The sequence below is a fragment of the Phytomonospora endophytica genome, assembly GCF_014202425.1.
In the GTDB taxonomy this organism is placed as follows: Bacteria; Actinomycetota; Actinomycetes; order Mycobacteriales; family Micromonosporaceae; genus Phytomonospora; species Phytomonospora endophytica.
The window spans coordinates 174729-195105 of record NZ_JACHGT010000003.1; the positions used below are offsets into that span (position 1 = coordinate 174729).

General features: G+C 70.3%; 23 protein-coding genes. 6 read left to right on the forward strand and 17 right to left on the reverse strand.

Features of this window, described 5'->3' with window-relative positions; all coding sequences use genetic code 11:
* Positions 1-8: 8 nt before the first annotated feature.
* From HNR73_RS07080 to HNR73_RS07090, 3 genes are read right to left on the reverse strand one after another with little or no spacing between them, the layout of a single operon-like run.
* Entirely contained in the window at positions 9-1430 is a 1422-nt protein-coding gene (locus HNR73_RS07080) for a sulfatase family protein (protein WP_184786495.1), read from the reverse strand.
* Positions 1431-1483: 53 nt separating this feature from the next.
* Positions 1484-2353, reverse strand: a complete 870-nt coding sequence (locus HNR73_RS07085) for a hypothetical protein (protein WP_184786496.1) — start codon at positions 2351-2353, stop codon at positions 1484-1486.
* A gap of 39 nt (positions 2354-2392) precedes the next feature.
* A complete protein-coding gene (locus HNR73_RS07090) occupies positions 2393-2770 on the reverse strand; it encodes an ADP-ribosylation/crystallin J1 (RefSeq protein WP_184786895.1) in 378 nt (125 codons plus the stop codon).
* A 450-nt stretch (positions 2771-3220) separates the two neighbouring features.
* On the opposite strand from HNR73_RS07090, the gene HNR73_RS07095 reads away from it, so the two are divergent.
* Complete coding sequence (locus HNR73_RS07095) at positions 3221-4252, forward strand: GNAT family N-acetyltransferase (protein WP_184786497.1); 1032 nt, start codon at positions 3221-3223, stop codon at positions 4250-4252.
* A gap of 200 nt (positions 4253-4452) precedes the next feature.
* On the opposite strand, the gene HNR73_RS07100 is transcribed toward HNR73_RS07095, so the two are convergent.
* From HNR73_RS07100 to HNR73_RS41360, 4 genes are all read right to left on the reverse strand, one after another.
* Positions 4453-4692: a hypothetical protein gene (locus HNR73_RS07100; RefSeq protein WP_184786498.1), complete on the reverse strand. Its 240-nt coding sequence runs from the start codon at positions 4690-4692 to the stop codon at positions 4453-4455.
* On the reverse strand, positions 4689-5156 hold the full coding sequence (locus HNR73_RS07105) for an ATP-binding protein (protein WP_184786499.1): 468 nt from the start codon (positions 5154-5156) through the stop codon (positions 4689-4691). Before HNR73_RS07105 ends, HNR73_RS07100 begins: the two co-directional genes overlap by 4 nt.
* Before the next feature lie 102 nt (positions 5157-5258).
* On the reverse strand, positions 5259-5828 hold the full coding sequence (locus tag HNR73_RS07110; RefSeq protein ID WP_184786500.1) for a TetR/AcrR family transcriptional regulator: 570 nt from the start codon (positions 5826-5828) through the stop codon (positions 5259-5261).
* Positions 5829-5881: 53 nt separating this feature from the next.
* The gene (locus HNR73_RS41360) at positions 5882-6238 is read right to left on the reverse strand and encodes a hypothetical protein (protein WP_512699122.1); all 357 of its coding nucleotides are present in this window, start codon (positions 6236-6238) and stop codon (positions 5882-5884) included.
* A 798-nt stretch (positions 6239-7036) separates the two neighbouring features.
* Between HNR73_RS41360 and HNR73_RS07120 the strand changes: the two genes are divergently transcribed.
* Together HNR73_RS07120 and HNR73_RS07125 are read left to right on the forward strand one after the other, a co-directional pair.
* Positions 7037-7903, forward strand: coding sequence for a helix-turn-helix domain-containing protein (locus HNR73_RS07120; RefSeq protein ID WP_184786502.1), 867 nt, complete (start codon positions 7037-7039; stop codon positions 7901-7903).
* Positions 7900-8130: a DUF397 domain-containing protein gene (locus tag HNR73_RS07125; protein ID WP_184786503.1), complete on the forward strand. Its 231-nt coding sequence runs from the start codon at positions 7900-7902 to the stop codon at positions 8128-8130. Before HNR73_RS07120 ends, HNR73_RS07125 begins: the two co-directional genes overlap by 4 nt.
* Positions 8131-8261: 131 nt before the next feature.
* Here the strand turns inward: HNR73_RS07125 and HNR73_RS07130 are convergent, their stop codons facing one another.
* From HNR73_RS07130 to HNR73_RS07165, 8 genes are all read right to left on the reverse strand, one after another.
* Entirely contained in the window at positions 8262-8690 is a 429-nt protein-coding gene (locus HNR73_RS07130) for an arsenate reductase ArsC (protein WP_184786896.1), read from the reverse strand.
* 50 nt (positions 8691-8740) lie between these two features.
* Positions 8741-9814, reverse strand: coding sequence for an ACR3 family arsenite efflux transporter (gene arsB, locus HNR73_RS07135; RefSeq protein ID WP_184786504.1), 1074 nt, complete (start codon positions 9812-9814; stop codon positions 8741-8743).
* Positions 9811-10167 carry an ArsR/SmtB family transcription factor gene (locus HNR73_RS07140; RefSeq protein ID WP_184786505.1) on the reverse strand — a complete coding sequence of 119 codons (357 nt, stop codon included), beginning with the start codon at positions 10165-10167 and terminating at the stop codon, positions 9811-9813. The genes arsB and HNR73_RS07140 overlap by 4 nt, the downstream gene beginning before the upstream one ends.
* Positions 10168-10233: 66 nt before the next feature.
* On the reverse strand, positions 10234-11427 hold the full coding sequence (locus HNR73_RS07145; RefSeq protein WP_239121983.1) for an MFS transporter: 1194 nt from the start codon (positions 11425-11427) through the stop codon (positions 10234-10236).
* Positions 11424-12794, reverse strand: a complete 1371-nt coding sequence (locus tag HNR73_RS07150) for an NAD(P)-binding domain-containing protein (RefSeq protein ID WP_184786506.1) — start codon at positions 12792-12794, stop codon at positions 11424-11426. The genes HNR73_RS07145 and HNR73_RS07150 overlap by 4 nt, the downstream gene beginning before the upstream one ends.
* Positions 12795-12888: 94 nt before the next feature.
* Entirely contained in the window at positions 12889-13227 is a 339-nt protein-coding gene (locus HNR73_RS07155) for an ArsR/SmtB family transcription factor (RefSeq protein WP_184786507.1), read from the reverse strand.
* 25 nt (positions 13228-13252) lie between these two features.
* Positions 13253-14464: a M28 family metallopeptidase gene (locus HNR73_RS07160; protein ID WP_184786508.1), complete on the reverse strand. Its 1212-nt coding sequence runs from the start codon at positions 14462-14464 to the stop codon at positions 13253-13255.
* The gene (locus HNR73_RS07165) at positions 14464-14682 is read right to left on the reverse strand and encodes a hypothetical protein (RefSeq protein WP_184786509.1); all 219 of its coding nucleotides are present in this window, start codon (positions 14680-14682) and stop codon (positions 14464-14466) included. The genes HNR73_RS07160 and HNR73_RS07165 overlap by 1 nt, the downstream gene beginning before the upstream one ends.
* Before the next feature lie 89 nt (positions 14683-14771).
* On the opposite strand from HNR73_RS07165, the gene HNR73_RS07170 reads away from it, so the two are divergent.
* The gene (locus HNR73_RS07170) at positions 14772-15128 is read left to right on the forward strand and encodes an ArsR/SmtB family transcription factor (RefSeq protein ID WP_184786510.1); all 357 of its coding nucleotides are present in this window, start codon (positions 14772-14774) and stop codon (positions 15126-15128) included.
* Positions 15129-16009: 881 nt separating this feature from the next.
* A complete protein-coding gene (locus HNR73_RS07175) occupies positions 16010-17248 on the forward strand; it encodes a VOC family protein (RefSeq protein ID WP_239121982.1) in 1239 nt (412 codons plus the stop codon).
* Between the two features lie 155 nt (positions 17249-17403).
* On the opposite strand, the gene HNR73_RS07180 is transcribed toward HNR73_RS07175, so the two are convergent.
* Positions 17404-18402, reverse strand: coding sequence for an SDR family NAD(P)-dependent oxidoreductase (locus HNR73_RS07180; protein WP_184786512.1), 999 nt, complete (start codon positions 18400-18402; stop codon positions 17404-17406).
* Between the two features lie 74 nt (positions 18403-18476).
* Between HNR73_RS07180 and HNR73_RS07185 the strand changes: the two genes are divergently transcribed.
* Positions 18477-19085 carry a TetR/AcrR family transcriptional regulator gene (locus HNR73_RS07185; protein ID WP_184786513.1) on the forward strand — a complete coding sequence of 203 codons (609 nt, stop codon included), beginning with the start codon at positions 18477-18479 and terminating at the stop codon, positions 19083-19085.
* 32 nt (positions 19086-19117) lie between these two features.
* Here the strand turns inward: HNR73_RS07185 and HNR73_RS07190 are convergent, their stop codons facing one another.
* Positions 19118-20368, reverse strand: a complete 1251-nt coding sequence (locus tag HNR73_RS07190; RefSeq protein WP_184786514.1) for an MFS transporter — start codon at positions 20366-20368, stop codon at positions 19118-19120.
* Positions 20369-20377 lie beyond the last annotated feature (9 nt).

The window sequence follows — 20377 nt, forward strand, 5'->3', positions numbered from 1 at the left end:
GGCGCAGACTAGCACCGCTCCCCGACGGTCTCGCCGCGCAAGCCCTGGAGGGCGGGCCATGTCTCCCAGGCGGCCCGCAGCCGTGCGACCACCTCGGGCAGCTCGGCGGCCAGGTCCTTCGTCTCGCCGGGATCCTCCCGCAGGTCGTACAGGGCGAGGCCGTCACCGGGCCGGGCGTGCTCGACCTGCTCGATCGCCTTCGCGGTGGCGGATTCGCCGTCCGCGAAGCGGAGCTTGTGGCGGCTGTCGCGGACCGCCCACTGGAAGCCGCAGTCCCAATGGAGCGCCTCATGCCGCGATGACTCGTCCCCGCGCCAGTGGGCGAGCTGGTCCACGCCGTCGCAGTGCGACCACTGTGCACTGTCCACTTCGGCCGCGGCGAGGGACGTCGGCATCAGATCGAGGGTGCTGACCAGTCCGTCGCGCTCGACCCCGGCGGGTAGGCCCCCGCCGGGCCACCGCACGATGAGCGGCACGCGGATGCCGCCCTCCCAGAGCGTGTACTTCGTGCCGGCCAGCGGCGTGTTGTCTCCGTAGTTGCAGGTGGATCCGCCGTTGTCGGTGGTGTAGACGACCAGGGTGTCCTCGGCGAGGCCGAGGGCGTCGAGGGTGTCGAGGAGGCGGCCGATCTCGGTGTCCATGAGTTCGAGCTGCGCGAGGTAGTACTCGCGGCCGTGTTCGAGCGCGGGGGAGATGGCGCCGTCGTACCAGTCGAGGTAGGTGGAGACGTCGGGATCCCAGTCCTCGTGGGGAGGCAGCCCGCGCGCGGCGAGCTCGTCGGCGGGCAGCTGCCAGCAGAAGTTGTGCACGGCGTTGAAGGCGAGCTGGAGGAAGAAGGGGCCCTCGGCGTTGCGCTCGACGAAGTCGCGTGCGCGTTCGCCGAGTTCACCGGTCAGGAATCCTTCGAGCTCGGTGGACTCGCCGTCGTCGAACATGGGCTGGACGGCCATCCGCCACGAGGCCTCGGGCCCGTACTCGGCGACGGCGGCGTCGGAGTGGCGCAGGTAGTTGAGGCGGCCCTGCTGCATCCCGGCGAGGCCGTAGAAGGACTCGCCGAACCCGTGGTTCTCGGGGCAGGCGCGGTCGCCGGGCCGCTCGGGTCCATAGTGGACCTTGCCGAGGTAGCCGGTCGCGTAGCCGTTGTCGCGGAAGCGCTCGGCGACCGTCGGCAGGTCGTCCGGCGGGAAGGCCGCGTCGTCGAACCACCGAACACCCCACCGCCGCTGGTGCGTGCCCGACACGATGCCCGCCCGCGACGGCGAGCAGATCGGCGCCGACACGTAGGCCTCGGTGCACGACACACCCTCATCGGCCAGCCGGTCGAGCGCCGGTGTCTTGACCTCGGGATGGATCCCGAGACGGGAGCGGTCGGCGTAACCGTGGTCGTCGGAGACGATCCAGACGACGTTCGGACGGCGGGGAGGCGTCATGGACGATCACGATACGACAGGAACCAACACGATGCCAGGGGGACCGTGTCGCGTCAGGCCGTGTGGCCGTTTCCCCACCCGTGCTTTCGCGTAACGACCGCGACCGTCACGCACGTCAGGACGAGCCCCAGGACGCTCAGCACCGCCAGCAGCGGCAGGAAGTCCAGGTTCCACATGACCAGCTGATCGACGTCGGCGAGATAGGCCGCCACCGCCAGGAACGGCCCGGTGAAGCCCACGGCCACACCCTCCCACCACCGCCCACCGCGCTTCACGACCATCGAGGGCGCGACCACGGTGAAGGCCAGCAGCAGGGCGATCATCACCAGCGAGCGCTGCGGGAAGTAACCGAACGTCCTCCCCGGCAGGGGGACGTCCAGAACCAAGCCATCACTGAAGGTGTCCAGCACGAAGCCCGCGAAGAACGTCGGTGTGCCCCACAGGACCCCGGTCGCCGCGACCAGGCTCGCCACCACCGCCACCGCCCACAGCAATCCCGCGTGCAGCGCGATGCCGAGCCCCGCCGAGGTGAGCCGCGCGACGAGAAGCGCGGCGACCACGCTCATCCCGGCCCCGAGGATGACGGCCCTTGGCACGTCGTCGGCGAGGACGTCGCCCACGTACATCCGCGCCACCGGCAGGGCCGCCAGCGTCGCGAGACCCGCCGGCACCGCCGTGATCGCACGCGTCCACGCCGACGCGTCACGGACAAGCAGCATCGCGACCGGCGCCGACAGCGCGCAGAACCAGATGAGCAGCGTGACGCCGATGCCCTCGCCGCGCTCGGCGCCCGCCTCGAACCCGCCGCCCAGTTCGAGCAGTCCGAGCACCTGGGCGAGCGCGACCTGCGCCGCCGCGAGCGCGGCGGCGGCCAGTACCGCTAAGACGGGCGTGAGCCTCGTGAAGCGCACCTGGGTGTCCATAGTGGAACCGTAGCGGCCCGGCGCACCCCCGCACCGTCCTCAGAACTCGCCGACGACCTCGATGCGGCCGACGATGTGGTCGTTGAACTCGTCGAGCTCGGCGGCCGGGACCCACAGTTCCAGCACGTCACCGCCGCCCGCGCGGCGGGTCGGGAAGCGCCGGACGTAGGCGGTCTCGACCCGGAAGCGGGTGATGATTCCGCGACCGCCGTCGGGCACGTTCCACTCGCGGGCGATGCGCTCGGCGTAGGCCTCGTTGAGGACCGGATAGAAGATCGGCTGCTCGGGGAGCCTCGGCGGCCAGCGGCGCCGACCGGACTCCTCGACGAGCCGCAGCTCGGCCGGTCCCGTCGGACGCCACAGCGTCGTCGTCCCGTCGGGGTTCTCGACGCGCCCGGCGAGCGCCTCGGTGACCAGAGCGCGGACCAGCGGGTCGGCCGAGGCGGTGTCGAAGGAGTCGGCGAACACGACGGTGACGGTCTCGCCGGGGCCGAGCTGGCCGCGCAGCGAACGCCACGTCGCGAGGTTCGGATGGTCGAGCAGGGTGCACGCCTCCGCGGGGGACAGCGACGCGATCGCCCGGTCGAGCCCCGGACCGTCCACAAGGTACGAACCGGCCCCGGACACGTGCCCGCACACCGTCGCCAGGACCACGCCCGGCAGGTGCGACTCCCCGGCGGCGATCCGGGCGAACACGAAGGAACCGTCGGCGTACCAGCCGATCCCGTACGCCGCCGGTCGTTCCCAGCCGGGTATGGCCGCCTCGAAACGCGCTCGCGCCGCGTCGATCTCCTCGACGCTCGTCCACCGCTCGCTCATCGGGTGATCGTCGCAGACTCCCACCACCCCGGCGGATATGGTCCGGGCATGGCAGACACGATCATCCGCGAGGCGACCGAGGCCGACCGGCCGGCCATCGACGCGATCCTGACCGAGTCCTGGGGCCGCCCCTACATCGCCGTCGGCGGCCGCGGCGTCGTCCTCACCGGGCAGCCCGCGCTCGTCGCCCTGCTCGGCGACGAGGTCGTCGGCGTCCTCGTCTACCGCGTCGACGGCGACGCCCTGGAAGTGCTCACGATCAACAGCCGAGCCGGAGGCGCCGGCACGGGCATGATCACCGCCGCCCGCGACCACGCCGTCTCCCTGGGCCTGCGACGACTCTGGCTGGTCACCACCAACAACAACTCCCAGGCCCTGCGCTTCTACCAGCGCAACGGCCTCCACCTCGTCGCCGTCCGCACCGGCGCCGTGGCCGCCTCCCGCAAGGCCAAGCCCGGCATCGCCCTCACCGACGCCGACGGCCACGCCATCAGCGACGAACTCGTCCTCGAAATGCGCCTCGACGGCGTCGAGAACCCCTACGACGAGCCCGGACAGGCAGCCGCCGTCGCCCTCACCCGCCTCCTCAGCTGGCAAGGCGGCGAGACCGACCTGTGGCCACTGCTCGCCGACCCGCGCGCGACCGTCGACGTCGTCCGCGGCCTCGCGCGACCGTTCATGGGCACCGTCGACGTCGTGCTGGGCCCCGACCCCGGCGGCGTGCTCTTCGGACCACTCGTCGCCCGCGAACTGGAAGTTCCCTTCGCCCCCGTCTGCCGCGACCGGAGGTTCTTCTTCAAGGGCCCGCACGAGCGCGCCTCAGCGCAGGCCGGCGCCGATGAACTGCACGCCCACCGCGCCGCCCTGTCCGACGGAGCACGGGTCCTGCTGGTCGACGACTGGTCGGAGACGGGCTCGACGGTGCGGGGGGTGGCGGAGCTGGTGGCCGGGACGGGCGCCGAGCTGGTCGGTGTGTCGTACCTGGTGGACAGTCTGCGGCCGGAGGTTCGGGCGGGGCTTGAGGCGCAGGGTATCGAGGTGCGGGGGCTGGTCGCGGTTGACGAGTTCACGCGTCGATGAGCGAGCCTTACAGGCTGTCCGGGACGAGCGGGTGACTGTCGTGGTGTTCCCCGAAGACGGCCCGTCCGAGGGACTCCTCGCCCGGCTGGGACCCGACCCGAACGATCAGGGTGACGAGCAGTAGCAGCGCGGGCGCCGCTTCTTCGCGGCCGTCGGGTCAGTGGATGAGTCCGGCGGGGCTGCTGGCACGAGGCTGGTGTTCATGGCGTGTCCTCGCCTTCGGGTTCTTCCGCTTCGTGCAGGGCTTGGCCGGCGGCTTCGAGGGCGGCGAGCCGGTCCAGCCAGTGCTTCAGCAGCGGGCAGGGACCGGGGGCGTCGCAGCGGTAGCAGTGCTCGGTCCACGGGTCGTGGACGTGGAGCAGGAGGTTGGCGTAGGCGCGGTCGGTCTCGGCGGCGATCTTCGTGTGGGTGTTGAGATGGGTGGTCAGGTGCGGGATCACGGCGCCTCCAGTGGGCCTATGTGGATGGTGGGGGTTTCGCACCACACGACTTTTCCGCCGCCCGTGGCCGGGAACGCTCCCCAGCGGGAGGCGAGGGCGTCGACGATGTGCAGGCCGCGTCCGCCGTCGGCCGCCGGGTCCAGTGGCTGCACGACCGGCTGCGCCGGGACCGGGTCCCACACCTGCGTCACGAGGCTCGACGGGAGCAGCAGGAACCGGACCGCGACCTTGGACAGGCCGGGCGCCCTGCTGGCTGCGGTGGCCTTGACGGCGTTGGTGACCAGCTCCGAGACGAGGACTTCGAGGTCGTCGAGGAGATGTTCCCGGCCCCAGCAGCGACCGGCGGCGTAGCGGGCGAAGGTCCGCGAGCAGCCGACCGCTGTCGGATGCGCGGCGAACACCATCTGCATCACGCCGTACGGGTGCTCATGTTCGGCGGCGACCGCGGCGTAAGGCGTCTGCACGGTGGCCGCCTTCGCTGTTGCCGTTTCGCGGGGACGCCGACAGGGAGCTCAGGCCGATGTCGCGCACGACGGCGGCTCCTTCGATACGCCAGGCCAGCGGCTTCATGAGCGTTCGCGTTCGTCGTGCGGTGTGCTCGGGGACGTGCGCAGGCCGTCGAACACGACGCGCAGCGCGGTTCGGCGTGTCTCGGGCGGCCACGAGTTCGAGGTCGCCGCCCGGCAGACACCGAGGAGCAGCGCGATGGTTTCGGCTCCTGTGACGTCGGCGCGGATAGCGCCGGTCGCCTGAGCGCGGCTGAGCAGCATGCCTAGGGCGCTCCACCAGACCCGGACGGGTTCCTCGGTGCCGGACTCGGTGCCGTCGGTGAGGATGTCGACGAGCAGCGCCGTCGAGACGTGTTCGGCGAGGCCGGAGAAGACGGCCACGAAGGCGACGGCGGCGTCCTCGGTCGCCAGGGCGTCGGCGGCCTGTTCGGCGACCTCGTCGAGGTCGAGTGCCGTCACCGCACGGAGAAGGTGTTCCTTGGTCGGGAAGTGACGGAAGACGGTCGCGATGCCGACTCCGGCGAGGCGGGCGACCTCTTCGGTGGACGCCGAGGTGCCCTTGGCCCCGAAGACTTCGACGGCGGCTTGGAGGATGCGTGCCCGGTTGCGGCGGGCGTCGGCCCGCATCGGACCGGCTCGGTCGGGCGCCGCAGGCGCCGAAGCCGACCCGCTTGATGTCGTCACGACGTGTCTCCGTTCAGGGCTTCGGCTGGAGTCGCCGGCTGGTCGAGCCAGCGCAGTTCGGTGCGCCCGCCGTGTCCGTGGATGCGCCGGATCTCCTCGACGGAGTCCCACACGCTGATCTGCTGGACCCCCGTGGTGGCGCCGGACCAGCGGGTCACGGCCCGACCGTCTGGCCAGGCGATACCGAACGCGACCGGTCCGGTCCCCGACACACCCGTCCCGTCGTGCCACCGGTAGAGAACGAACGGCCGGAACGGTGGACGGGTATCGACGGCGTTCATGGCGTCAGGTGCATGGTCTGGGCGAGCCGCCACTGGCGGCGGGCATGGTGCGGTCGATGTGTAAACGGGCATGCCGAAGGCTCCATTGTGGACAGTGACCCGACGGCATCTCGACTGGCGGACGCCGCGTCTCCGGGTTCGCGGATGCTGCGGTTACGCCTCACGCCGGCGCGGAACGGCCTGCGCTTGGAGGGGAGGCCAGGGGCGAAGGTCGCCTTTGGCCGGCGGGGGGAGCGGGTCGGCGCCGTCGAGGACGCCTCGGGCGTGCTTGACCGCCTGGCACGGAGTCTTCTCACCGCACGCGCGGCACCGCTTGATCAGCCACAGGTCGCGGAAGGCGCGGACGGTCGCTGAGTGGACCCACATGTCGTCTTCAGCCCAGGCTCGCGCCCGGCTGGGTATGGTCATCTTCGGCATCGGTCTCGATCCTCTGGTTCGAGTCGTGCTGTTTCGATCGGGACCGCCGCGGCTGGACTCCTACATCTCGACCGCGACGGTCCCGACTCCCTTGCGGGACCCGCCCCTTTCCTGGTCAACGCGGCGACCGGGGCGGGGCTTGCGCGGGAGACACACCGCCAATGGTCCCTCGACCTGGCGTGCCTCCCGCCGGAGCCGCGTACCTGTGCGGGGGTTACCCGTCCGGGAGAACGGGCGCCCGCACCCTTCCGGGCCATGCCCTTGGGGCCCGGAAGTGGCACGCAGCAGGCTCTTACGGCGCGCGGCTCAACTCCTCACAGGCTGTAGCTGACGAACTAGTCGTAGCATGGCATACGTCACAGAATCGAATCAAGTTTCTCTGTCAAGAATTTTGACGTTGACAGGAATATCGTGCTCTGGTGAGCTGGGCTCATCACTTGAGGAGGAGCGGCCATGGCACCCGCGAAGCCGACCACGACGATGCGCGCCGGATGGCTCGCCGCCAGATTCAAGGCGCTGCGCGACAGCCGCGGGTTGAAGGGCTCGGACGTCGCCGACTACATCGGCAAGACTCAGGGCACCGTCAGCAAGTTGGAGAACGGCGAGTTCCCCCTCACCGGCGATACGATCCTGCAGCTCATGGATCTCTACGGTGTCAACGACCTCAAGGAACGCAACGAGCTGCTTCAACTCTCAGAGGAAGTAGCTCAACGCGGCTGGTGGGACGGCTACGCCAGCCTGCTCGGTTCGAACTTCGCCGACTACGTGTGGATGGAGAGTCGTGCCGATGCCATGCACCTGCTCGACATCAACAACGTCCCCGGCTTGCTTCAAGTGCCCGCGTATGCGGCAGCCCTGATCGGTCGCGGCCCACAGAGCGGCGATGAGTTTCAGGTGCGGCGGCTGATCGAAGCCAGGCTGCTGAGGCGTGAGCAACTTTCCAGGCCACACCCGCCGCATGTTCGGTTCTTGATTCACGAGGGTGCCCTCCACCAAGAGGTAGGCGAGCCTGGCGTCATGAAGGGGCAGCTTGAGTACCTGCTCACCGCTATGAAGCGCACGAATCTTGAGATACGGGTCATTCCACTTCGCGCTTGGAGCCACACTGCGGCCACCGTCGGCGGCGGGTTCACCGCCTTCGAGCTGCCAGTGCCGTTCCCGAACGTCGTCGCCGTCGAGACACCCGCAGGCGCGATCTACGTCGAGGGTCCGGACATAGACTCCTTCACAGACTCCTACAACGCGATCTGGGCAGACGCGCTGTCCGCCTCCAAGACCGAGGCACTGATCGCGCAACTAGCAAAGGACGCAGCGACATGACCATCCCCGAAACTCCCGCCCTCCCCGACCTGCGGGGGGTCGCGTCCTGGCGCAAGAGCACCCGAAGCAGCGGCGGTGGAAACGGGCAGTGCGTCGAGGTTGCCTGCAAGGACGCCGTTGTCGGCATCCGCGACTCCAAGAACCGTTCAGGTGCCACCTACCCGGTCCTAGCCGTCGATGCCTCCACCTGGTCCGGATTTATCGGCGAGATCAAGGCCGTCGCGTAAGACACGGCCAACACAACGAGGGGCGAGCCGGCCACGGTTCGCCCCTCATTGCACCCGACGACGGGCAAGCCCACCAAACAGGACTGCTCACCACCGGCCGCAACGTCGGACGCCGCCATGACGTACGCGCCTCAATGCTCGCTGAGCTCCTGCCCGGAGACGGCCAGGTCACGCAGGAGCCCCAGGACGCGCCGGTCAATGTCGTCTCGGATGGCACGGACGGCGTCGAGGCCTTGTCCGGCGGGGTCGTCGAGCTCCCAGTTGAGGTAGCGCTTGCCGGGGTAGACGGGGCAGGCGTCGCCGCAGCCCATGGTGATGACCACGTCCGAGGCTCGCACCGCCTCATCAGTGAGCGGTTTCGGGAACTCCTTCGACAGGTCAAGACCGAGTTCGTTCATCGCTTCGACTACAGCCGGGTTGATCGTGTCCGCCGGTGCCGACCCGGCCGAGCGAACGGTCACACGGCCGGCGGCGTGGTGGTCGAGGAGTGCCGCGGCCATCTGTGAGCGGCCGGCGTTGTGGACGCAGACGAAGAGCACTTCGGGCTGCTCGGTGGACATGGTGGCTCCTTGGTTCTCGGCGATGCGCTGTGAGGGGTTTTCGTCGGCGGTCATGTCGGTGCCCTGAACCGGCGGCGTGCGTAGAGGGCGGCGTAGACCAGCGCCACGAGGACGGGGACCTCGATGAGGGGACCGACGACGCCGGCGAGGGCCTGGCCCGAGGAGATCCCGAAGGTGGCGATCGCGACGGCGATGGCGAGTTCGAAGTTGTTCCCGGCGGCGGTGAAGGCGAGCGTGGTGGTGCGTTCGTAGCTCATGCCCAGGCCTCGGCCGAGCAGGAACGATCCGGCCCACATGATCGCGAAGTAGACCAGGAGCGGCAGGGCGATGCGGGCGACGTCGAGCGGTCGTGAGGTGATCTGGTCGCCTTGGAGGGCGAAGAGGATGACGATGGTGAACAGCAGGCCGTAGAGCGCGGCCGGGCCGATGCGGGGGAGGAACTTCCCCTCGTACCAGGCCCGTCCCTTGGCCTTCTCGCCCAAGCGGCGGGTCAGATAGCCGGCCAGCAGCGGGATCCCGAGGAAGATGACCACGGACTTCGCGATCTGGAGGGCGTTGACGTCGAGACCGGTCTGTTCCAGGCCGAGCCATCCGGGCAGAACCTGGAGGTAGAACCAGCCGAGGATGCCGAAGGCCACGACCTGGAACATCGAGTTCAGCGCGACCAGCACCGCCGCTGCTTCCCGGTCGCCGCACGCGAGGTCGTTCCAGATGATCACCATGGCGATGCAGCGGGCGAGGCCGACGATGATCAGGCCGGTGCGGTACTCGGGCAGGTCGGGCAGGAAGAGCCAGGCCAGGGCGAACATCAGCGCCGGGCCGAGAACCCAGTTCAACACCAGCGAGGACCACAGCAGCCGCCGGTCGCCGGTGACCTCGTCGAGCCGGTCGTAGCGGACTTTCGCGAGCACCGGGTACATCATGACCAGCAGCCCGAGCGCGATCGGCAGGGAGATCCCGTCGACGTGGACGGCGTCGAGCACGTCACCCAGTCCCGGGATGCCGCGTCCGGCGAGCAGCCCGACACCCATCGCCAGGGCGATCCACAGAGGCAGGAAGCGGTCGAGGCGCGACAGTCGTGCGACGACGGGCGCGGCGGCGGGGGAGTGCCCGGTGTGGGTCACGCGGTCGCCGCCGGGAGCGGGGCGAGGACGGCCGACAGCCGGGCCGTCGCCTCGGGCACCGCGCGGTAGTAGACCCAGCTGGCGCGGCGCTCACTGGCGATGAGCCCGGCGTCGCGCAGCACCTTCAGGTGGTGGGAGATGGTCGGGCCGGTGAGCGTGAACGCTTCGGTGAGGTCGCAGACGCAGGCCTCGCCGCGAGGGTCGGAGGCGATCATGCTCAGCAGCTTCAGCCGAACGGGGTCGCCGACCGCTTTGAACATCCTGGCGAGTTCGGCGGCCTCGTCGTCGGGCATGACGGCGCGGGCGACGGGGGTGCACGCCTCGGCAAGCAGGGGCAGCAGCGGTTTTGACATAGATCTATCTTGATGACTGTCGAAACTGTAGGCAACGCGGGGCGGGTTTGTTCACCTGCTCTTCGCTTACTGGTGGCTGCCACTGCGGTGTCCGACGACCGCGAGAAGCCCCGCGGCGGCCAGGCACACCACCGCCGAGATCCAGATGAACGCATCCGCCGCCAAGAGCGCGGCGCCCAAGGGTGCGAGGGCCTTGGCGATGGTCATGGGCAGTGCCATGGTTCCGGCGATGGTGGCGTAGCGCGCGGGGCCGTAGCGGTCGGCGAGGATGGTGGGCCGCGCGATGGTGGCCACGCCGAACCCGAGACCGAACGCGACGACGCAGGCGGCGGCTCCGGCGACGCTCGTCGCGAAGAACGGGAGCATGGCCAGCCCTGCCGCTTGCACGGCGAAGATGGCGGCGGTGACGGCGGGCATGCCGAAGCGCCGGGCCAGGGCCGTGGTGGTGAGTCGCCCGGTGACCGACAGAATCCCGAGGAGCCCGGCGAGCGATGCCGCCAGGGTCGCGGCGTGTCCGGCTTCGGCGAGGTAGGACACCAGCAGAACCCCGATGGCGGCCACTGCTGCGGAGTGGGTGACGAAGGACGCCGCCAGGAGCCAGAAACCGCGGTCGGTGAGGGCGCGGCGCACGTCGCCGACGGATGTTGCATGTTGGCGTGCGGGGCGAGCGGCAGGAACGGCGAGGAAGTGTCCGGGAACGGCGGTGAGGGCGAGGAGCCCGGCGAGGACGAGAAGGGCGGTGCGCCAGTTCCAGGTGGAGGCGAGCCAGCCGGTCAGGGGGAAGAAGATGCTGCTGGCGAATCCGGCGACGATGGTGACGGCCAGCATCGCCGTGGCGCGGCGTTCGGGTGCGCTGACGGCGATGAGGACGGCGAAGGCCGCTTCGTAGAGGGACATTGCCGAGGCGAGTCCGATGACGGCGAATACCGCGTAGAGCTGCCAGAGGGCGGTGACCTGCGACCAGGCGGCGACGGCCGCGGCGCCGAGGATCGAGCCGGTGGTCATCAGAGCGCGCCCGCCACGGGCGTCGAGCCACCGGCCGACGGGGATCGCCGACGCGGCGGCGGCCATGACCGAGATCGTCAGGGCGATGGTGATCTCGAAGCGGCTCGCGCTCAGGCTCGCGGTCATGGGGGTGAGCAGGACGGAGAAGGTGTAGAAGAGGACGCCGTAGCCGATGGTCTGGGTGACGGCGAAGACCGCCACCAGCCCCCTGGTCCGGGGGTGGGCGGCGGTCTTCGGTGCGACGTCGGTGGTCACCCGCAACAGCCGGTCTCGGTCTTCTCCTCGACCAGCGGGAGCGTGAGCAGTCCGCCGACGACGCCGGTCGCCAGGCCGCGCTTGATCACCGGCAGTTCGGCGGCGGGGGCGGGCGTGCCGCAGCAGGAGTCGCCTTCGTCCTCACCGAGGGCGGCCGACGAGGAGCACACGCCGGTCTCGGGCAGCTCCAGCTGCACATCCCGCGCGGCCTCCCAGTCACCGACGAGAGCGGCGACCACCGAACGCGCCTGCTCGTAGCCGGTGGCCAGGAGGAAGGTCGGCGCGCGGCCGTAGGACTTGGCGCCGATGGCGTAGAAGCCGGGCTCGGGGTGGCCGAGTTCGTCGGCGCCATGCGGGGGAACGGTGCCGCAGGAGTGCTGGTTGGGGTCGATGAGTGGAGCCAGCGCCCTGGTGGAGCCGAGGATCGGGTCGAGGTCGAGGCGCAGTTCGGTGCTGATCGTGTAGTCGGGACGGGCGCCGGTGGAGTTGACGATGACGTCGGCGGCGACCTTGCGGCCGTCGGCCGAGACCACGCCCTCCGCGGTGACCTCACGGACGAGGAATCCAGAGTGGACGGTGACCTTCCCGGCCTCCACCAGTGCCTTGATGCGGGTGCCGATCGCGCCCCGCGCCGGCAGCGCATCGGCCTCGCCGCCGCCATACGCCCGCTCCGGATTCGGCGCCCGCAGCAGCCAGTGCACGCTCGTGCCCGGCTCGTTTTCCGCTAGCTCGGCCAGCGCCAGGAGGGTTCCGGTCGCCGAGTGCCCGGCGCCGACAACGGCCACCGAGCGGCCCGCGAAGGAACCGCGCAGGCGGCCGAGAACGTCGGGCATCCCGACATGGATTCGGTCGGCCGCTTCGGTCTCCCCAAGTGCGGCCAGTCCGTTGCCGCCCAGGGGGTTCGGGCTGCGCCAGGTGCCTGAGGCGTCGATGACCGCCGAGGCGAGCAGTTCCGATCCGTCGGACAGGCGCAGCAGGAACGACGTGTTCTCGCGGCCGGTGGTGCGGACCTTGTCGATGCCGTCGCGGGCGATGGCGGTGACCTTGGCGCCGTGGCGCAGGTTCGCCGCGATCGCAGGGTGGGTGGCCAGTGGAGCGAGGTAGTCGGCGATGAGCTCGGCGCCGGTGGGCAGCTTGTCGGGGTCGGGCGCGATCCATCCGGTCGGCTCCAGCAGTGCACGCGCGGTCGGGGAGGTGTTGAAGCGCCAGGGGGAGAAGAGGCGCACGTGGCCCCATTCGGCGATGGAGGACGCGATGGTGCCGCCGGCTTCGAGGATCACGAAGTCGCGGCCGCGTGCGGCGAGTTCGGCCGCGGCGGCCAGGCCGACCGGCCCTGCGCCGATGACGGCGATGGGGAGAGTACTCATCACGGAACTCCTTGTTTCGAAGAAGGTCGAATCAGCAGGACCGAGACTGCCACTTGTTTAGATGAACGTCAAATCAGTGGTCGGGTGGTCTCGCTCACTCGCAGCTCATGGCCGAGGTCGGCGAGGGCTTGCCCATGATGACGTCGGCGGCGCTGGGGAAGTACTCGATGCAGTTGGCGTTGATGCGGTAGCGGCGGGCGTTGCCGTCGCGTTCGACGAGCAGGAAGCGCACGTCGAGGAGGATCTTCAGGTGCTGCGAGACCGTCGACTGCGCCAGGCCCATCGCGGTCACGATTTCGCCGACGCCCATCGGTTCGCCGTGACGCGCGAGCAGTTCAACGAGCTGGACGCGTGAAGGGTCGGCGAGGGCCTTGAAGCAGGCGGCGTACTCGGTCGCCGTCGTGCGGTCGAGCAGTTCCACGACAACCTCCATCGTTCATCGGCGATCAACGATGATGCTAGTCGGCGGTGAGCGTGATTGTCGAGACGAGGTCGATGACGGTGGCGTGGAGGAGGGCGGCTGCGGCGATGAGCGTGGTGTTCTCGACGCGGTCGGGGGTCTCGGCGGGGGTCTGGTAGCCGGGCATGCCCATGCCGATGCCGACGCTGGGCAGACCTGCGGCGGCGTAGCGGCGGTTGTCGGAGGGCATGGTCTCGGCGCGCAGCGGCACGCCGAGCTTCCGGCCGGCGCGGTCTAGCGCGGTCAGGAGAGGTTCGGCCGCGCCTCCCGCTTCGATGGCGGCGGAGCCGAGTTGCGCGGCACCGTCGAGGTTCACCACGTAGGTGCCCGGGGTGACCTGCGGGGCGTGGTGAGCCGAACCGTGCGCTCCGGCTTCCTCGGCGTCGAGCAGCGCCACGGACAGTCCGACGCCCGGCGGCAGTCCCGCGTGGAGAAGCCGGGCGGCCTCGACGATCGCGGCCACGCCAGAGGCGTTGTCGCACGCCGCCGGGAACCGGTAACCGGGATCGTCGCCCACACCGTCGAAGTGCGCCGTCAGTAGCACGTTCACGCCCGAACCTGGTGGTCTGAACTCGGCGACGACGTTCTGGCCGGGCACGTCCACCACCCGCACCGGCGCCGTAGCCGTCACGCGCCCGGCGCCGATGCTGCGGCGCATCCGCTTGTGCAGGTCGGTCCGCACCGCCAGGGCCGGGATACCGACGACAGGAGGCCCGGCGATCATCTTCGGCATCCACCCGGCGCTGTCGATCCCGCGTGGGATCAGCAGCCCGGTCGCACCACGATGGTGCGCGTCGGCGGCGGCCTCGGGCGACCAGCCGTCGATCAGGACCCAAGCGCCCGCGACGCTACCGTCGGCCTCCGCGAGCCGGGCTTCGCGCGGGTGCGCGAGTTCGGCGGTGGCGAGGTGCTCGCAGAAGTCGCGACGGAAGACGAGATCGGTGGCGCTCTTCCCGTCGTCGAAGCGCATGCGCGGGGTGGCGTAGACCTCGCGGACCGCGCCCTCAAGGGTGAACTCGTCGAAGTGCACCTCGGCGCCGTGTCCGCGCAGCTCATCGGCAAGCCACATGGCAGCCGCCCTGCCACCGGTCGTACCGACCCGGCGACCGGTGAAGTCGTCGCCGGCCAGACGCTCGACGGTGGCACGCATCCGCGTCAGGTCAGGGCCGACGCCGCCGTCGAGCGGCGCCGGCACGGTGTCGGCCGACATCACCCGCAGCAGCTCTTGGCCGCAGGCGCCTTCTCGGCAGACGTCCCACAGCAACCGGACGCCTCCGTCGGCGCGACCGCCGTCCCGCAGCAACCGCTCGCCTGCTCGGCCTTCGCGGCCGGAGCGCTGCCGCAACAGCCGCCCGCCGCCGGGGCCTGAAGGGCCTCAAGCGGGCTTCCGTCGAAGCCGCCGCTGGTCTTCGTGGTCTCGGTGCTCATGTCGAGCCTCGTTCCTGTTTCGATGAATCTCAAATCAAGCTGGCGAGACCGAGTTTGCATCTTGATTCGAAGACTGTCAACATAGAAGCATGTCGAAGCAGCTTCCGGTTCTGGAGAGTCCCACCGCGGGGTCCTGCTGCGCTCCGATCGCCGAGGAAGCCCTCGACGCGGTCCAGGCCGCGCCCCTCGCCCAGCAGTTCAAGGCCCTCGGCGACCCGATCCGGCTGCGCCTGCTGTCGCGCATCACCGCCGCACCCGGCGGCGAGATCTGCGTCTGCGACCTGACCGGCGGCGACTTCCAAGTCACCCCGCCGACCATCTCCCACCACCTGAAGATCCTGCGCGAAGCCGGACTCATCACCGGCGAACGGCGAGGCACCTGGGTCTACTACCGGCCCGTCACCGACGTCCTCAAAGGACTCTCCGGCATCCTCGCCGGGCAATAGGCGCAACGGGGCAGCAGTGCCCGAACCGACGATCGTCATCCTCGATCTGGAGGTCCCCGACGCCGGGCCGGTCTTCCTTACCGCTCTCGCACTGCACGTGGCCGCCGGCCCGGCCTGCGTCGTCAGCGGAGCGAGCGAAAGCCGACTTCGTCGGCCGGTGACTCGCAGTCCTGTCCGGATGAGCGGCGTGGGAGTCGGTGATCACGACGAGCGCGGACCACGGAGAAATCCCCGGTACGTCCCCTCTCTGCTTCAGACCAGTGCGTGGACTTCCTCCTCGTCGACTGTCAATCCGCGGCAGGACAGCAGCCATGGACGGGTGCACCAGCTCACCGATGTGGCCGTCGTGTCCATCCACTCTGGAACCTCCTGAACGAGAGGCGCCCGGTAGGCACCCGCGGTAGCCCGGCGAGTTGCGGATGTCGCGTGACCGCTCCTGCGGCATTCCGGTCGCGTCTCCGCCGCCGGTCTCATTGACCTTCGTGGAGTAGAGGAGTTCTTCGGGCGCCTTCGGGCTGTCCCAGATGCTGACGACTTCCTCGCCGGCGGTATATGGATCCGGTACGGGCCTGGCGGCGTTCGAAAAGTGCACGCCTCACCCCGAGTTGGTTAGAACCGTTCTCCGTTCAGAACCGCGCGGCACCGTACCGGAGGTTCGTGCAGGATGCCATCCATCATGGACGTTTGATGTGCGGCGGATGTGCACGCATGGTCCGGCCCGCCCGGCACGGGCTGGTACGCACCGGCATCAGCCCTGTGGGAGCATCACCTCGCACGGCCCCTCCTCAACGAGCCGCGTTTCAGCCGCATGGGTCAACGAGCGAGGGCCGCCCCAGTCGTGCCGACCGGACGCTGAAAGGGATCTGATGGACCGAGCCACAGTGACCGGGTTCCAGCAAGCGGACGGCGTCCGGGACTGGCGCGTCCTGGACACCGGCGCGAGTGCCTGGTTCGACGCGCCGTCGCTGACCGCGGGGGCGGCGCTCGTCGGCCGCATCGCCGAACTGACGGCCGCCACCGGTCTGCCGGACGTTGACCTGCGACCCGGCGGGGTGCGCGTGCGAATCGGCTCGGCGGGGGACCTCACCCCCGTCGACGTCGAGCTCGCTCGTTCGATCTCGGCGGCGGCCCACGAACTCGGCTTGACCGCGGACCCGGCTGTACTCCAAGCCGTGCGGCTTGTCATCGACACCACCGACCGGCCGTCGCTGGTCTCGTTCTGGCGGACCGTGCTCGGCTACGAGCCTGCCGGGACCGACGGGCTCGGGGATCCGTCGCGACGGGATCCCGCGCTGTCGTTTCACCGGAGCCCGCCACGGCCGCCGCGCGATCGGATCCACGTCGATGTGGTCCGCGCGCCGAACGCGGTGGAGGCGGCCAGGGCCGCGGTCGGACAAGAGCCGTCCGGCGCGTACGGGGTCGCACTCGCCGACGCCGACGGCAACGTGGTCGACGTGGTCCCCGGTGACAGGCTCTCGAAGGAGCCGGAGACCGAGGACTGGCAAGTCCTGTTCGGCGCGATAGCGCATTACCCCGTCGATTCGCCGGTAAAGGCGGATGGGTTCGTGTCGGCTGTCGCTGGCCTGGCCGACGACGCGGGGCTGCCGCTGATGGTGGACCTGCGGGCCGATGGCGTCACGATCGACAGTGGGAAGGATCAGTGGGAAGACGGGGAGGGCTCCGCCACGAGCCGGTTCGTGGACCTGGCCGGCCGGATCCAGACCGCGGCGCGCGGCCTGGGGCTTTCAGCGGACCTCGCGCGCCCGCGTTTCGTCCAGCTCGGCTTTGACGCGGTCGACGTTCGTGCGGTGCGAGCCTTCTGGACATCGGTACTCGGCTACCGGCACGACCCACGGGCGTTCGTGACCGACATCTACGATCCGCGTCGGCTCAATCCGGTCCTGTTCTTCCAGCAGATGGACGCAGCCGACACGGAGCGGCGGCAACATCGCAACCGCATCCATGTCGACCTCTTCGTCCCGCACGATCAGGCTCAAGCCCGCATCGACGCGGCCGTGGCCGCCGGAGGACGGATCGTCACCGAGGACGCACCGGATCGTCGGACCATCGTCGACCCGGAAGGCAACGAAGTGGACATCGTGACGCGCCACCAGGCGTAGGCGTGCGCTTCCGTCACCGGCCGGGGCACGCCCATCGAGCCATGTGGTGTGGACCGAGGTCGCGCGCGATTTCCATGGAGGACGGCTCGCCGCTCAGCCGTCGAGGCGGACGAAGGCACGGGCGGCGGGCATCGGCGAGCCGCGTGCAGGGGCCCTCAGCCCGCGTGAGCGGCCCTCGCCCGAGCGAGGACGTCCTCGATCATGTCCTGGAGCGCCGACCGTGAGGCGAATGCCCCTTTGCCGCCGAGCGCGCCTTGGAGGCTCGCCGCCAGATCGGCGTAGGGGTCGCCGACGTCGAGGGTGGACAGTTCCCGCTCAAGTTCGGCGACGGTCCACGGCCGGTCGTGGCGCTCCACGTGAGGCCCGTGGGGCCAGGGCCGGTTCAGCGTTATCGTGCCCCCGCGCACCGACAGGACCTGCCCGGTCAGCGGGCAGCCGGCGGAGGCCAGGTAGGCGGTGAGGGGTGCGGTGACCTCCGGCCCGGTGGGGTCGAAGCCGTCGGCGACCGGGGCGGGCATACCGGGGACGTGTTCGGTGAGGCGCGTGCGCACCATCGACGGCGAGACGCAGTTGACCCGCACAGCCATGCGCCCTAGTTCCAGTGCGTGCACCGTCGTCATCGCCGCGACGCCGGCCTTCGCGGCGGCGTAGTTGGTCTGGGTCGGCAGGGGGTTGAGCAGACCGGAGCCCGAGGCGGTGTTGACTATGGCCCGGTCGACGGCGGGCGGCGCGCTGTCCCGCCAGTACCTCGCCGCCCAGTGGCTGACGGCGTAGGTCCCTTTGAGGCCGACGTCGACGACTCGATCGAAGGTGTCCTCGTCAAGGTCGACGAGGCCGAGACCGGCCTCCACGGCGGCGTTGTTGACGACGACGTGCAGCTCGCCGAACGCCTCGACGGCCGTGGCGACCATGCGGCGGGCGTCGCCGAAGTCGGCGACGCTCCCGGTGTCGGCCACGGCCTCGCCACCGGCGTCGGTGATCGATCGTGCGACGGCCTCGGCGACCGAGGCGTCGACGCCCGAACCGTTCGGTGCCGTGCCGAGGTCGTTGACGACGACCTTCGCGCCCTCGCGGGCGAAGTAGCGCGCCAACGCGGCTCCGATGCCCCGCCCGGCACCGGTGATGAGTGCGACGCGTCCGTCGAGACTTCCCATGACGAGCTCCTCAAGGATGCGGTAAATGAATTAATGCAGTCACTGTAGCAGTGCGCTCAATGTAGGATCTGGCCATGGCGGGGTTGCGGGAGCTGAAGAAGAGGCGCACGAGGGATCAGTTGGTGGCCGCGGCGGTCACCCTCATACGCGCCCAGGGTTTCGACAAGACCACGGCGGCCCAGATCGCGGAGGCCGCCGAACTGTCGCCGCGCACCTTCTTCCTGCACTTCGCGACCAAGGAGGACGTGCTTCTCGCCAACGCCGCCGAACGCACCGCCGTGGGCGTCGCCGCCATCGCGGACGCCCGGCCCGGCGCGACGGTCGGCGCGACCCTGCTCGACGCCGTCCGCCGCATGATCGGCCACAACGACTCGACCGACGCCGCCGACGGCCTCGCCGCCCTGCGCGCCGAGCTCATCGCGACCGTCCCGGCCGTGCGCGCCCGCGTCGCCGAACACGCCCTCACGGCCCAGGACGAGCTCACCGCCGCCCTGTGCGCCGGACACGGCGACGACCTCGACCCCGTCGAGGCGGCCGCGCGTGTCGGAGCCGTCGTCGGCGCCGTCAACGCCGCCATGCTCGCCGCGCTCCGGCTCGGCCGCTCACCGGCCGAGCAGCGCGACGCGATGCTTCGCGCCGCCGAGCTGGCCATCGACCCCGAGGGGACTTCGCGGGCGCGGTAGCCGTTCGTCACCACGAACGGCTACCGCGCGCCTCAGGCCGCCAGTGTCCTCTCGACGCGCTCCGGCACCGGCTCCTCCTCGGCGGCGGAACCCCCGCGCCGCGGCCACAGCGCCAGCGCTCCGGCCGTTCCGCCGACCGCCAGAGCCGCCAGCACGGACCACGTGACCGCCAGACCGGCGTGCGCCCCGAGCCATCCCGCGACGGGGTAGGTGATCAGCCATGCGGCGTGCGACAGGGAGAACTGGGCGGCGAAGGCCTCCGGGATCCGGTTCGGTGCGACCGAGTCACGGATGACCCTGCCGGTCGGCGTGATGATCAGCGCCATGCCGACGCCGATGACGCTCCAGACGATCGCCGTGCTCGTCCGGGTGGCCAGTCCCGTCGCGACGAGGACCGTCGCGGTGATCGTTCCGGTGACCAGGACGGCGGCGCCGGTCACCATGACGGTGCGTTCGGCGATCCGGTCGAGGAGCCGGGGGAGGGTGAGCGCGGCGGTGAGCGTCCCCGCGCCGGAGGCGGCGAGCATCCACGCGACCTCCGACTGCGAGCCGCCGAGTTCGTCGCGGACGAAGTTGACGGTGCTGACGACGACGATCGAACCGGCCGCCGCGACCACCAGGTTCAGGGCCAGGACGCCGCGCAGCCGCGGTGTCGCGAGGAAGGTCCTGATCCCGGCGGCCGCCTTGTCCCAGGCCCGGGCGTGGGCACTGGGGCGGGCGTCGGGAACGCGCGTCGACCCGATGAGCAGGGAGGCGAGAACGAATCCCGCCGACGTGCCCACGAACAGTGCGTCGAAACCGATGAAGGCCAGGGCCACCGCCGCCAGTACCGGACTGAGCAGGCTCTCCATGGTGGACGCCACCTGGGAGGCCGACAGGGCGCGTGTGTAGGCGGCCTTGTCGGTGACGATGTCGGGGATGACGGCCTGGAAGGTGGGCGTGAACGCCGCCGACGCCGCCTGGAGCACGCCGACCAGCAGGTATATCTGCCAGATCTCGGTCACGAACGGCAGGGCCAGGACGACCAGGGCGCGGACCAGGTCGAGAGCGATGAGGAAGGCCCTGCGCGGGAGCCGGTCGACGTACGCGGCGGCGAGGGGCGCTATCACGACGTACAGGACCATCTTGATGGTGAGGGCGGTGCCGAGGACCGTGCCGGCGCGGGGTCCCGCGAGGTCGTAGGCGAGCAGTCCGAGGGCGACGGTCGTCAGCCCGGTGCCGAACAGGGCGACGAGCTGAGCGCTGAAGAGGTGGCGGTAGTCGCGGATGGCGAAGAGTCGCATGGCGGTTTC